This window comes from Pseudovibrio sp. W64 (assembly GCF_001623145.1).
In the GTDB taxonomy this organism is placed as follows: Bacteria; Pseudomonadota; Alphaproteobacteria; order Rhizobiales; family Stappiaceae; genus Pseudovibrio.
The window spans coordinates 1-14180 of record NZ_LMCI01000010.1 but is presented as its reverse complement, the minus strand read 5'-3'; the positions used below and the strand labels follow the sequence as shown (position 1 = coordinate 14180).

Genomic DNA, 14180 nt, shown 5'->3' with positions numbered 1-14180 from the left:
ACCGGTAGCCCGCCTTCCACAGCTTGACAATGAAGTCGGCACCGAGCGCTTCCGTGAGCTGGATGTCTTGCAGACTGAGCCATTCTATTTTGGGAAGACGCCATCTTCTGCGAAGACACAAGATCTGAGCTCAGCTCTGTTCTGTCGTCATGGCTCTCTCGTTGCCCATCGGATACTGCTGGAAACGTCAGAAGGTCATAACGCATACAATCAAGTCTACGTTTTCCTGCTCGCTTCAGCGGGTAGTACTCCAAGACTTCAGGAGGAGCACCACACGCTGCATGTGTTGTGGCGCTCATATTTCCACCTGTCCCCTTTGCTTGTCTCTCTGGAGAACCTGCTGAAAACCGAAGAAACGCAGGTTGAAAAGTCGAAGCACCAAAAAGGGCAGGTCGACTCCATGCTCTCAGATAACCTCGTGGGACGCTCACCGCAGATAACCCAGGTTAGAGAGAAAATCGCCCAATACGCACAAAACAAGTACGCGGTTTTGGTGCACGGGGAGACGGGAACAGGCAAGGAAGTCGTTGCGCGATCCTTACACCGGCTCTCACAATTTTCTGATGGACCTTTCATTGCAGAAAATATTGCAGCTCTGCCAGAGAACCTTATTGAGAGCGAGTTGTTTGGCTATAAAAAGGGTGCTTTCACCGGGGCAACTGAAAACAGAGACGGTCTTGTAAAAAGAGCTTCTGGCGGGACATTGTTCCTTGATGAGATTGGTGATCTCTCGATTGATCTTCAGGTCAAACTGCTTCGTATTCTTCAGGAGAAAAAGCTTCGACCGCTGGGAGGAAGTAAAGACGAGCCTGTCGATTTCCGCCTCATCTGTGCCACCCATGTTGACCTGAAAAAAGCGATTGAGAACGGAAAGTTCCGGGCCGATCTTTTCTACCGTATCACGCAGCTCACCATAGACGTACCACCATTGCGCAACCGCGAAGGTGATAGAGTTCATCTCGCACGCCACTTCCTGCAGGAGATTGCTGTTAGTAACGCAGACACCTCCAAAGCACTGAGTGAAGAAGCCGTCTCCCTGCTGGAAACCGCAGAGCTGAAAGGTAATGTCCGTGAGCTGCAGAACTGCATGATCAAGGCCGTCTTTCTCGCTTATGACACTGACGAAATTTCAGGAAGTATTCTCAAACAAGCCATGAATGAGCAACTCGATACTGCTGTTGTGTCCGGGCCTCAGAGTAATTCTTTTGCAGGTGAGAACGGATACGATGATCTGTTACTGGCAGAAAAAGGACTTCGCACGGTTGTCTCAAACTTCGAGCTAGACTTGATACGGAGCGCGTATTCCCAGTTCAAAGGGGATCGGAGCAAAATGGCGGATTTCCTACAAATACCAAAACGTACCCTTGCCAACAAACTCAGCAAATTCAATTGTCCAACGATGGAATTCGACCATGAGAACTAGCAGGTTTGCTCACCCGATTTTTGCAACAGCGCTGGCCGGCCTGATAGCGGCTCCTACCAGTATTTCTCTATCATCGGCCTCTTATGCAGAAACGATCACCTTGGAAAAACAAGTGGTTGAAAAATGCACTCTCACCATTGGCCGGGTTAATCGTTTGTCGTGCTTTGACCAGTTGCTTAAGACCCCGCTTGAGGTCTTATCTGCAGGAGAACCCAATCCAGAATTCGTTGAGAATGTGAATGCACCTGCAGGCCGCTTGGAGCGACAGGCGAAAGCGATGGAACGAACGCGATCTTCAGGGGATTTAACCTGGCAGTTTCGCTTTGGCGCAGTCGGTCATCCCGCGATATTCAGGTGGGATGAGATCCAGGAAGAGACTATCCCTGCTCAACCACTGGAGCAACGAGATGGGGCAATCCCTGAGAAGGCACAGGCACTGCAAACTGAGCAGGGACAGCAACCGGTTATTCAGCCAGGTGAAACCAATGTCTATCTCAGCATGAAAGCTGTGCAGTCTGTTGATGCTGGTATCGAGGAAAAGCCCGCGATCTTGCTGTTATCCTGTGTTGAAGACATCACAACAGTTGCCTTGGTGCTCAATGAGCCACACGTTAAACGCCGGGTTCCAATCCGCGTCATGTTGCGTGATCAGCGTATCGACAACGATGTCTGGCAGAGCGCGGAAAGCAAACGCATTCTTATCAGCCCGCGTGGATTGACCAGCATCGCACACATTAATCGTTGGGCCAACGTAGATCGGGTGCAGCTTGATGTTGTGTCAGATGATGGCTCGCGTGCCTACCTATTTGACTTGGCAAACCTTCAGGACATGCTACCGCCTCTTCGCAAGGCGTGTCACTGGTAGGAATTTGAATTTTTGAGACAGGCATATTTCCAATGAAGCATAGTTTCCGTATTGCTGTGATACTGGTAACCCTCGGGTTTCTGACAATTCCAGCCTATTTGATTTGCGACTATCTCAATCTCATTCCCGATGAGTATTCCATGGTGCGCAACCTTGTCGTACTTGCGGGTGGTAAGATTGAAACGTTTAGAAGTCAGTTACCCGTCCCAAAAGGCGTCCCTTATACGCCAATTGAGCAAACATCGGTATTTTACAATGTTGCGGCTGGTCTGAGTGCACTCTTCACTGTTTTTGTTGCAATTCCAGCGTTTTTATTGCTCGCATATATCGCCAGTTCAGCTTTCGCAGCAGTTAAGGCAACACGTCGCAACTACGTTTTGGGACAGTTCACCAAAGCCGCAGAACTCCTTGAATCCGGGAATGGCGCTTTGCGTGAAGCTGGTGTTGTGATCCTTTCAGAAATCGCCAAGTCCAATCCAAATGAACACTTTCAGGATGTCCTGCAACTTCTGGCCGCTCACATTCGCAGCACAAGCTCTGCACAACGCTCAAATTTGATGGCCGGCAAAGAACATGCTCGTGCCCGCGGGGAGTTGATTGCTTCAGTGCAGAAGGTGTCTGAACTGAGAAAGTTGCTTAGAAAGAAAGACAGAAGCATTCAGCTGGATCTAACCGGAGCTTATTTCCGGGGTATGAAGAGCAGTGGTGGCCTGATTGGAAAATCAAGCACACACGGCCCTGACCTGAGCTATTGTCTGTTAACGGACAGTGTCTTCGACGACGCCGACCTCACCAACGCAAACTTCTCGCAAGCAAACGTAAACCGTGCACGCATAGAAGAAAAATGGAAAGCCTTATTCTCCGTAGAACAATGGGCCAGCGTCCAAGTCATCAACGAAAAAGGAAAAGTCATCCGCCCACCCATCACTTGATAGGTAGTTGTCTTGTTGAGCGCAAAAGCATCATGAGTTAACGTCAATGGCATTAATAGTACACCTAAACTACCTAAAAGCTTCCGAAACAATGGCCCACTTGTCTGCTGGAAGGGTTTTGGGTGTCGTAATTTGAATTGTTGGGCCTACTTGCTTGTTTTTTAGAGAGCCAGTCAGCAATTTTGTTGCTTGGTCGGCGGCGAGCCAGCCTTGGAGGACGGGGAAATCTACGACTGATGCGGCGATTTTGCCTGAGCGGAGGCCGCGTTTTACTGCGTGAGAGTAATAGGTTGCGTAGATCTTTGGCTTTGATGCACAGGGGATGAGATTGATGAGGGACATGGCAGCTTCTGCGGCAGGGGCGCTTCCAACGAGGATGTCGTTAGGACCGCACTCTGCAACAGCAGCTTCTACCTGCTGGAACTGATTGTGGTAGTCGCTGTCTGCTTCAAAGTTTTTGATGACGGTGATGCGATCAGACTTCAACCCTTCTCTAAGGCCTCTTTCTAAAATTGGAGCCCAACCAGAAGATGAGGGGCCTGACACCATTCTGACCGTGAACTGACGGTCTGGTCCTTTGGGCAAGTCGCTGACGATCTTCTCTCCCAGCATCTGTCCCATACGTTCCCAGGAAACAGCTATTTTTGCAGTCAAATCAGGAGAGGCAAGATCGTTCACAAGGGCGATAACCGGTACTTGTTGGCTAGCCTTTGAAACAGCTTTAAGAAGTTTAGGCGCTTTTGCACTGACAGCACCAATTACAATTGCATCGTGTCCTTTGGAAACACAGGTGCGGATTTGTTCTACCTGACGGTCTAGATTTAGGTAGCCACCTGCTTCATGCCAATCAAAGTTCAGCTGTAGTTGCTTTGCCTTCTCCTGAAATCCAGAGTGAACGCTTATCCAGTACTCATCTTTCATATGAGGGACGAGAACGCAAACGGAGAAGCCTTTTCCAGAAGCCTTGGAGGGAGTGTATGTAGCCGATTGGGCAGGGCTTGAAAAATCAAACGGTATTTTGTGGGCTTCAATAGGTAAATCAAAGTCCTGTGCTGTACTTTGGCCTACAAATGAGAGGAGGCACAGCAATAGTGTTGCAGTCGCGATGATGCACTGGCCAAATTGAGTTACTGGAAACTTCATTGAATATCAGGAGCCTAAGGTGAGATTTGATAGACAGATTAAGCTGATCTTCTCAACACTTGCAGGCCTCTCCCTTCTTACCGCCATTCTGGCTTTTGGAAGTGTACTGTATCTGAGCCAAACCTATCAGGCGTTGATGCAAAGCAATATTCGTCTGACCACGGCGAGTGGTGCTTTGGGGCGTTCATCAGAAACAGTGGCCCAGCTGTCTCGCGAGTTTTCGCTTGCACAACATGAAGGTGAGATTATTCGCCTTGGCGGTGAGCTTGAAAGTGAAGTGGTTACCATACAGCAAGATCTGGCCTCTGTTTCTGCTTTGGAGGCGACGAAGTTCAATACAACGGTTGTTCGTGATAACGCACTAGCTCTTGTTAAAGAAACACAAAACCTTCTTGGGTTGTCCCGCCAAATCAAAGCGTTCGATGTCCGGCTACAAACCCTGAGCCGGGAGGGGCTTGAAGCACTGTCTGAACTGACAGTCATTGGTGATAATCTGGTTTCCAATGCGCGAGTGGGTGTTTCGATCGATATTACGTCTCTTTATGACCAGCAAAGTCAGGAAAAAAAAGAGCAGAAGCTTGATAAGCTGGTTGATGAAGATTTCTTTCTTTTGGAACGAATGATCGAATTCAGACAGGCCGCAATCACGCTTCAGAGCCTTTTGCAGACCGTACGCTTTTCTCTTGCTAAGGAGGAGCGCGAACAATTCCTGAAAGACGCAACTGCACAATTGAAGCGGCTTGAAGGGCGTGCCTTGCTCATTCGCGGTCCGGATTGGGCCGCTCAGGTTGAGCGACGATTGAGTGAACTCAATGATATTTTCTCTCCCTCTGAACTTACAGAGATTCTGATGGGTGAGATCGATTTGCGGCAAAAGGCGCTCGATACAAGTAGAAGCGTGAGCATCAGGTCTCAGGAGCTGTCCCGCAGTTTGGGATCTCTGATTGTTCTCAATCAGGAATACGCAGAAAGCCAACAAAAGAGCCTGAGCTATAAGGTGGAATGGATCCTGATTGGCTTTTCGGGCCTTGTGCTGATTGTGCTTGGCGTCGCAGCTTCCATATTCATTTTTGCCAATAGAAGAATTGTTGCTCGTTTGCGATCCATCGCTTCTGGAATTGTTGCACTTGCGAGAGATGATTTTACGCAGGCGATTCACAGAACCTCCCGAGATGATCTTGGGGGACTGGAGCGTGCGGTGGAAATTCTCTATGGCAAGGTTCGTCATAACCATCAGTTGAAGTTAGACCTGCAAACGAGCAAACGAGAGCTGGAAGACAAAGTTGAAGAACGCACCCAGCAATACTTAGAGGAAGCTCGACAAAGTGATGAAGCACGGGCGCAGGCGGAGCAGGCAACACGGTCTAAATCTGAATTTCTTGCAGTGATGAGCCATGAGATCCGAACACCGCTGAATGGTGTGATTGGCATGCTCCGCCTTATCGAACATGACGTATCTGATCCAATCAAAGGTCGCATGACTATCGCACGAAAATCTGCGCAAGATCTTCTGGCGATTGCTAATGATCTTCTGAACTACGAGCGATACCGAGAAGAGCGCGTTGATATCAACAAACTACACTTTTCACTGGATGACTTCATTGCGCAGGTGGCTGATCTGGCAAAAACGGATGCGATAGAGAAAGGCCTGCACATAGATATCAAAATCTCTCCGCTCGTACCACGCGTTGTCTTTGGGGATGCATCCAAGTTGAGGCAGATATTGATTAACCTGCTTTCCAATGCAGTCAAGTACACTGAGTCTGGCCGTATTTTTTGGGAAATAGATCAACGACCCGGTGAAGAAGAAGGCACATTCCTACTCATCTTCTCAATTACAGATACTGGCATCGGCATTGCAGCAGACCAGTTGGAGCACATTTTCGATGTTTATGAGCATCAACCAAACAGCTACGGCAATAAACGCTTCAGCGCAGGTTTAGGGCTCACAGTTTGCCGCCGTTTAACCGAAGCGCTTTCGGGTATTCTGACCGTTGAAAGCGAGCCTGAAGTCGGGTCTTGTTTTAAGTTGATCGTGCCTGTTGAAGAAGGAATACTTTCAGAAATTGCCAGTGATCAGGAGAATGAGATTGATCAAAATTTGGGGCTGAGCGTGCTGGTCGTAGAAGACCACTCTGTCAGCCGCATGGTTGCCCGTGGCTATCTGGAAAAGATGGGATGTGAAGTCACCGAAGCGCAAGATGGAGCTGCAGCTTTGAAGGCTTATGAGGAAAAGCAGTTTGATGCTGTGCTGCTTGATCTGGACCTGCCTGATATCACTGGTGTTGAGACCGCCCGCAGAATGCATGAGCTTACAAGCGCCAATCAAAAACTCCCTCGATTGATTGCGGTTACGGCTCATAAACTCAGAGATATGAGTGCTCTGGAAGCAGCAAACATCACCCAGTTTGTTCAAAAGCCAATATCTCCGAGCAATCTTGTTGCGGCTCTTCAAAACGTCAGTGCGGATAAACGGCTCTCAGAAGATATTGGTGATGCAGCTCCTTCTATCGATGCCGTGAAAACCGGACTGATTGAGGACATTCGATACATGGGCGAGGACAATGTTATGGCCATTCTTGCCGACTTCTTCGTCAAGACACCCCAGGATGTTGAAGAGCTAAAGCAGGCTTTCGCAGCTGGAGACATGAAGATGTTAGCGCATCTCGCTCACCGCTTGAAAGGAGCTGTCTCCAACTTCAATCTTACTCGAAGCGTGCAATTACTTGGAGATCTTGAAATGATGGCCGGAGACCTATCTGCCGATCAAATCAAGCTTACTCCGGTATTGTCAATGCTGGATGAGGAGCTGAGCCATTTACAGGAGACTGCTTTACATCTCGGTCTTAAACCCTTTGAAGACTGATCTTCTGATTGCTTATGGATCATCCCCGATGAACAAGTAACCCTCTCCATGAACGGTAATAATATGCTCTGGGTGAGGTGGATCTTGTTCTATTTTACGCCTCAAGCGGCCAACAAGCACATCAACGATACGAGTGTCAGACACGAATTGTCGATGCGTCACGGATTGGAGGAGACGTGACCGGGAGAGGACTTGCCCGGAATGCTGAGTGAAGGCATTTAGCAGCTCAAACTCGCCGCGTGTCAGAACGACAGCTGTTCCATCTTCCTGAACAATCCGCCGGCGTTTGGGATCAAAAGTCCAGCTACCAAACATCGTACATGGCTCAAGTTGCTGTGCCTGTGTTTTGCGGTGCAGCCCCACACGATAAAGCAGCACTTTCACTCTGGCCAACAACTCGCGTGCATCAAATGGCTTGGTTACATAATCATCTGCGCCCATCTCAAGACCGATAATCCGATCGACCTGATCGCTGCGGCTTGTCAGCAAAATTATTGCGATATCAGATTGGGCACGTTGCTCGCGCGTAATCTGCAAGCCATCTTTTCCATCAAGGTTGATATCAACAAGCAGCAAGTCTGGATTGTCTCGTTCGATAATCCTTTCCATCTGATCAGCGTCTTCTGCTTCGCTTACAGTGTACCGCTGCTGGCGTAACAACGCGCCCAGGCGCTTACGGGTCACCAAATCATCTTCAACAATCACGATATGAAAAGTGTCACTCATGAGAGGACTTTACCGAACTCATCCTGATTACGATAGGCGGATTTACATTCTGTTACAAAATCGAACCATCCGTTCATGGGCTGCGTGGGACCTGTTCAATCAAATTTGCGATGCTTTTGAAAACACAGTCATTCAAATCGTAGGGAAGAAAAATGACTACTTTCAACGTTAGTCGCCGGTCAGTTCTCAAAGGTGGTTCTGCTCTGTTTGCATCAAGCTTGCTCAGCAGTTCCGCATTGGCTTCAATCGATCCAAACTCTCACAGCCGCCGCGTGTTCCATGCAACGCACTACGGTCCGTTCGAGGCCATTGTAAGAGATGGCAAGATCTCTGGCATGGCGCCAATGATCGAACTGGATGCTCGTCCCACTGAAATGCTGACTTACGGCGTGATTGACCGGACCTATGATAAGACCCGAGTTCTTTATCCAATGGTGCGTAAATCCTATCTGGAAGGTTGGGAGAGTGGCGAAATCAGACCAGAGCTGCGTGGCAAGGAAGAGTTTGTCCGTGTAGATTGGGACACGGCTCTCCGTCTCACTTCCAAAGCTATTCTTGACACCATCGAGCACTATGGCAACGAAGGTATCTTCTCTTCATCTTACGGTGGCTGGTCCCATGCGGGTGTGATGCGGCCAAACGTATTGCAAGGTCGCTTCTTCAATCTGTTCGGTGGTTGTTCCATGACCGCAGGCGATTACTCCGGTGGCGCCTCTCAGATCAGCCTGCCGCATGTGATTGGCGACATGGAAGTGTATTCCGCACAAACTTCCTGGGAAGTCATTCGGGATGAAACCGAGATCTTCCTGCTTGTGGGCTGTGATCCGATTAAAAACAACCGTGTTGAATTCCGTGTTGCTGACCATGGCATGTATGCACATTGGGAAGAAATTCGCGACAACGGTGTGAAGTTCATCTCCATCAACCCGCAGCGCACTGCATCTGATGAATTCTTCGATGCGGAATGGCTCAAGATCATTCCAAACACAGATGTCGCCCTGTTCAACGCCATGTCCTACCACGTGGTGAAAAAAGATATGCACGACAAAGCCTATCTTGCAAAATACGCAGAAGGCTCAGACAAGTTCATCGACTACCTGATGGGTACAGACGATGGCGTTGAAAAATCACCTGAATGGGCTTCCTCTATTACAGGTATTTCTGCTGATAAAATCAGAGAGCTTGCGGAACTCTTCGCTTCCAAGAAAGTCGAAATTGCCGGTGCATGGTCACTCCAACGTGCTCACCATGGTGAAATGACACACTGGGCAATCATTAATTTTGCAGCACTGACTGGTAAAATCGGTAAGCCAGGCCAAGGCGTTGGTTTCTCTTGGCATTACGGCAATGGCGGTATGCCAACCTCTGGTAAATCGACACCATCCGGCTTGGCTCAAGGCCGCAATTTAGTCAGCGCAATTTGCCCGGCATCTCGTATTTCTGAAATGCTGAAGAACCCGGGCAAGGAGTTCACGCACAACGGTTCTGTGCGCACGTTCCCAACTGTTAAGATGATCTATAACGCTGGTAACAACTTCATGTCTCACCAGCAGGATACAAACGAACTGATCAATGCACTTCAGACAGTGAATACAGTTGTTTGTCAGGACCCTTGGTGGTGCGCATCCACACGTTGGTCAGACATTGTGTTGCCTGCATCTACGTCTCTTGAGCGTGATGACATCACATCCGGCGGCACTTACTCAAATGATCGCGTTTACGCCATGAAAAAGGTGATTGAGCCACTTGGTGAGAGCCTGAGCGATTACGAGATTTTCGCTCGCCTCGCAGAAATCTTTGTGCTCGACACTCAGTTTACTGAGAGCCTTGAATACATGGATCACATCAAAGCAGCCTACGCACGCAGTTCTGCGACCGAGAGCTTTGAAGAGTTCTGGGAAAAAGGCTATGCGCGGATGGATGTCCCTGTAGAAGCTCGCAAGTGGGTTCGTCATGGCGACTTCTATGAGGATCCAGAAGGACATCCACTGCACACGACGTCTGGCAAGGTGGAAATGTTCTGTAAGAGCATTGCTGAAATGGAGCTGGATGACTGCCCTGGCATGCCTGTGTGGATGGAACCTGCAGAGTATCTTGGCAACGCGAAGGAAGGCCAGCTGCATGTTGTGAGCCCGCACCCATGGTATCGCCTGCACTCACAGATGGGCAACTCCGAGCGCCTGCGTGAACTTTACATGGTGCAAGGCCGCGAACCTGTTCGCATTAGCGCAAAGGATGCAGAAGAGCGCGGTATTGCTGATGGTGACTTGGTAGAGCTTTACAATGATCGCGGAACCGTGATTGCGGGCGCGGTGGTTTCCGATGAAATTATGCCGGGTGTTGTCTCAATCTATGAAGGTGGCTGGCCGCAAGTCGACTCCAAAGGTCGCTGTAACTCTGGCTTGATCAACTTTGTAACCTCGTCCCGGCGCTCAAGTGGCCTCAGTCAGGCAACTACAGCAAACACCTGTCTGGTATCTTTGCGCAAATGCGAAGACCCTGAAGGTCCAAACCGTGCCTATGAACCACCTGCAATTTTGGAGGACGTGACTTTCTCCGCAGTAACAGAAGAAGCAGTGAATTCTGATCGCATCGATGGTCTTGTGGAAGCTCTTTACGCAGACATGAGTGAAGGTGAAAAACTCTTCTATCAACGCTGCACCGTGTGCCACGGCCCTCGCGACCCATCCCAATTCACACAGCTCCAGTGGAAAGGCATAACCCAATCCATGTTCCCACGCGCAGGACTAGAAGACACAGAAAAAGCCCAAGTCCTAGACTTCCTCCTCAAAAACGCAAAGGATGCCGGTTAAGTTAAGCGGCAGATCTTGAAAGAAAAAGGTCGGAGGCTCTCTGACCTTTTTTCTGTTGGTGTCCAAAGGCTGCGTCTCTCATTCTGCAAAATATCATTTCGCTCGTGATGTTTTTTGTTGGCTGCTGATGTTTGTAAAGATCAGGCTTATGCCTAGTTTCATTCATAATGATCAGGAAAGCTTTATATACGGAATCTATAAGTTTTGCCTAACCGACAGTTTGCGTTTATCTATCAGCACTCGCTCTGCGGAAGTGTCAACTTTCAATAATCTCAGGTTTAGGCCCTTGAGTTGTGATTGGGCCTGCTGGAGCGGTGAACAACACGCGTCTGATGCATAATTTGCATCCTTCAGCTGCATGAAAGGTTGACTTAGGCGAGTGCATCCGATTTACACCAGACAAACTCCATAAGTGGAAGAGCTTTTAGGTATGCTGGATAAAACATATGAGGCGGCCTCTGTTGAGCCGCGGATTTACGACGCTTGGGAACAGGCAGGGGCCTTTAAGGCAGGTGCGGGCGCAGAAGATGGAGCTGCGACCTACTCAATCGTGATTCCGCCGCCGAATGTGACGGGCTCTCTGCATATGGGCCATGCTCTCAACAACACTTTGCAGGACATTATGGTTCGCTACCAGCGTATGCGTGGTCGCGACGTTTTGTGGCAGCCGGGTATGGACCACGCAGGTATTGCGACACAAATGGTCGTTGAGCGCCAGATGGCTGCTGACGGCGGCAATGTCACGCGTCGTGACCTTGGCCGTGAAGCGTTTATTGAACGTGTGTGGAAATGGAAAGGTGAGTCCGGCGGGATGATCTTTAACCAGCTTAAGCGCCTTGGTGCGTCTTGTGACTGGTCCCGTGAGCGTTTCACCATGGACGAAGGCCTTTCCAAGGCTGTTCTGGAAGTGTTTGTTTCTCTTTACAAAGAGGATCTGATTTACAAGGACAAGCGCCTTGTGAACTGGGATCCTAAACTTCTGACTGCGATTTCTGATCTGGAAGTTGAGCAGAAGGAAATGCAGGGCAACATGTGGCATTTCCGCTATCCGCTGGCGGATGGTGTGACGTACCAGCACCCTGTTGCGTTTGATGAAGACGGCAAGGCGACCGAGTTTGAGACGCGTGATTACATCGTGATTGCGACCACTCGCCCGGAAACCATGCTGGGTGATACGGCTGTTATCGTTCATCCGGATGATGAGCGCTTTAAAGAGCTGCAGGGCAAAGATATTATCCTGCCGCTGGTTGGCCGCCGTATTCCAATCCTTGCTGACGACTATGTTGATCTTGAAACCGGTACAGGTGCGATGAAGGTTACGCCTGCGCACGATTTCAATGACTTTGACATTGGTAAGCGTCATTCTTTGCGTCAGATCTCCATCATGGACCGTGAAGCCAACATTGTTCTGCGTGAAGCAGAAGGCTTTATGGATGGTTTGGAACTGACTGATGAGCTCAACAAAACACTGGAAACACTTGAAGGTGTTGAGCGCTTTGCGGCGCGCAAACTGATTGTTTCCATGCTGGAAGAGCGCGGTCTGCTGGATGAGGTTGTTGATCACGTCAACATGGTTCCACATGGCGACCGTGGCGGCGTTCCGATTGAGCCTATGCTGACTGATCAGTGGTATGTTGATGCCAAGACCATGGCACAGCCTGCTATTGCATCCGTTCGTGAAGGTCGGACCAAGTTCGTTCCTGCCAACTGGGACAAGACCTATTACGAGTGGATGGAAAACATCCAGCCGTGGTGTATTTCCCGTCAGTTGTGGTGGGGACACCGTATTCCTGCGTGGTATGGCCCGGAAGGTAAGTTCTTCGTTGAAAAGAGCGAAGAAGAAGCTTTAGCTGCTGCTGCAGAATTTTACGGCAAGCCTGTTAAGCTGATGGAGCAGAACGATGCTCTTGCTGCGCATGATGCCGGAGACGCTGACTTTGTTGCCATGTACCGCGATGAAGACGTTCTGGATACCTGGTTCTCTTCTGCGTTGTGGCCGTTCTCGACTATGGGCTGGCCAGATAAAACTGCTGAGCTTGCACGTTATTACCCAACGTCTGTTCTTGTGACCGGCTTTGACATCATCTTCTTCTGGGTTGCCCGCATGATGATGATGGGCAAGCACTATATGAAGACCGAGCCATTCGACACGGTTTACATTCACGCCCTCGTCCGTGACGAGAAGGGCGCGAAGATGTCCAAGTCCAAGGGCAATGTGATTGATCCGCTGGCGCTGATTGAAGAATACAGTGCAGATGCTCTGCGCTTCACGCTTGCTGCCATGGCTGCACAGGGCCGCGATATCAAGCTGGCGACCTCTCGTGTTGCTGGTTATCGCAACTTTACCACCAAGCTCTGGAACGTTTGCCGCTTTGCTGAGATGAACGAGTGTCATGCTGTAGACGGCTTTGACCCTGCACTTGTTAAGCAGACCGTGAACCGCTGGATCGTGACTGAAACCAGCCGCGCTATTCGCGAAGTTTCTGAGGCGATTGATACATACCGCTTCAACGATGCTGCTGGTGGTGCATACCGCTTTGTGTGGAACACATTCTGTGACTGGTATGTTGAGCTGACCAAGCCGATCTTCTACAGCGATGATGAAGCGGCTAAGGAAGAAGTTCGTGCTACAACAGCCTGGGCTCGTGATGAGATCCTGAAGCTTCTGCACCCGTTCATGCCGTTCATCACGGAAGAGCTTTGGATGCGTACGGTTGAAGATGGCGAGAACAAGCGTGAGAAGCTTCTGGCGCTTTCTGCTTGGCCAACTTCCATTGGTGAAGATGGAGAGGCTGCTGCTGAGATCAACTGGCTGATCGACATGATCGTCCAGATCCGCTCTGTTCGTTCTGAAATGAACGTTCCGGCTGGTGCGAAGGTTCCTGTTGTTCTGTGTGGTGCTTCTGAGCAGACCAAAGCCCGTCTTGGTATCCACGAAGCAGCGATCATGAAGAACGCACGCGCTGAGACCGTGACAACTGCTGATGAGATCCCGCAGGGTTCTGCTCAGATTGTTGTTGGTGAAGCGACCGTTTGCCTGCCGCTGGCAGGTGTTATCGATCTGGATGCGGAAAAGGCACGTCTTGGCAAGTCTTTGGACAAGATTGTTGGTGAGCTCACCAAGATCTCCAAGAAGCTTGAAAACGAGCGCTTCCTTGCAAAAGCTCCGGAAGATGTTGTTGCTGCTGAAAAAGAAAAAGTGGCTGAACTTGCTGAGCGCAAGGAAAAGATGGATGCCGCTCTGGAGCGCCTCGCAGCTCTGGGCTAAGGCTCGTTCATCCTTTGAATTTTACAAAACGCGGCTCTTCGGGGCCGCGTTTTTTGCTTAGGCTTTCTCTTCCCTCAATACTGCACGAACAGTCTTGCGTTGGCGCCGTGGTCTAGGGTTTGGTCGGCGAGGAGGCCGTAGTAG

The 14180-nt window shown here is 49.8% G+C and carries 8 protein-coding genes; 6 read left to right on the top strand and 2 right to left on the bottom strand.

Annotated elements, in window-relative coordinates:
* The 3 genes from PsW64_RS07425 to PsW64_RS07415 form a co-directional block, all read left to right on the top strand.
* Positions 1 to 1423 (top strand): sigma-54 interaction domain-containing protein (locus PsW64_RS07425; RefSeq protein WP_208980634.1); only part of this gene is annotated, 1423 nt, incomplete at its 5' end.
* Complete coding sequence (locus PsW64_RS07420; RefSeq protein WP_082831047.1) at positions 1413 to 2288, top strand: type VI secretion system-associated protein TagO; 876 nt, start codon at positions 1413 to 1415, stop codon at positions 2286 to 2288. The genes PsW64_RS07425 and PsW64_RS07420, both read left to right, overlap by 11 nt.
* 32 nt (positions 2289 to 2320) lie before the next feature.
* Positions 2321 to 3220 (top strand): pentapeptide repeat-containing protein, encoded by a 900-nt coding sequence (locus tag PsW64_RS07415; RefSeq protein ID WP_063301054.1) that lies wholly within the window; start codon positions 2321 to 2323, stop codon positions 3218 to 3220.
* A 69-nt stretch (positions 3221 to 3289) separates the two neighbouring features.
* Here the strand turns inward: PsW64_RS07415 and torT are convergent, their stop codons facing one another.
* Positions 3290 to 4363 (bottom strand): TMAO reductase system periplasmic protein TorT, encoded by a 1074-nt coding sequence (gene torT, locus PsW64_RS07410; protein ID WP_082831046.1) that lies wholly within the window; start codon positions 4361 to 4363, stop codon positions 3290 to 3292.
* 19 nt (positions 4364 to 4382) lie between these two features.
* On the opposite strand from torT, the gene PsW64_RS07405 reads away from it, so the two are divergent.
* Entirely contained in the window at positions 4383 to 7229 is a 2847-nt protein-coding gene (locus tag PsW64_RS07405; protein ID WP_063303230.1) for an ATP-binding protein, read from the top strand.
* Between the two features lie 12 nt (positions 7230 to 7241).
* On the opposite strand, the gene PsW64_RS07400 is transcribed toward PsW64_RS07405, so the two are convergent.
* Positions 7242 to 7955, bottom strand: coding sequence for a response regulator (locus tag PsW64_RS07400; protein ID WP_063292496.1), 714 nt, complete (start codon positions 7953 to 7955; stop codon positions 7242 to 7244).
* 152 nt (positions 7956 to 8107) lie between these two features.
* Here PsW64_RS07400 and PsW64_RS07395 point away from each other — a divergent pair, with 152 nt between their 5' ends.
* Positions 8108 to 10768 (top strand): molybdopterin-dependent oxidoreductase, encoded by a 2661-nt coding sequence (locus tag PsW64_RS07395; RefSeq protein ID WP_063303229.1) that lies wholly within the window; start codon positions 8108 to 8110, stop codon positions 10766 to 10768.
* 430 nt (positions 10769 to 11198) lie between these two features.
* On the top strand, positions 11199 to 14036 hold the full coding sequence (locus tag PsW64_RS07390; protein WP_063303228.1) for a valine--tRNA ligase: 2838 nt from the start codon (positions 11199 to 11201) through the stop codon (positions 14034 to 14036).
* Positions 14037 to 14180: the final 144 nt, after the last annotated feature.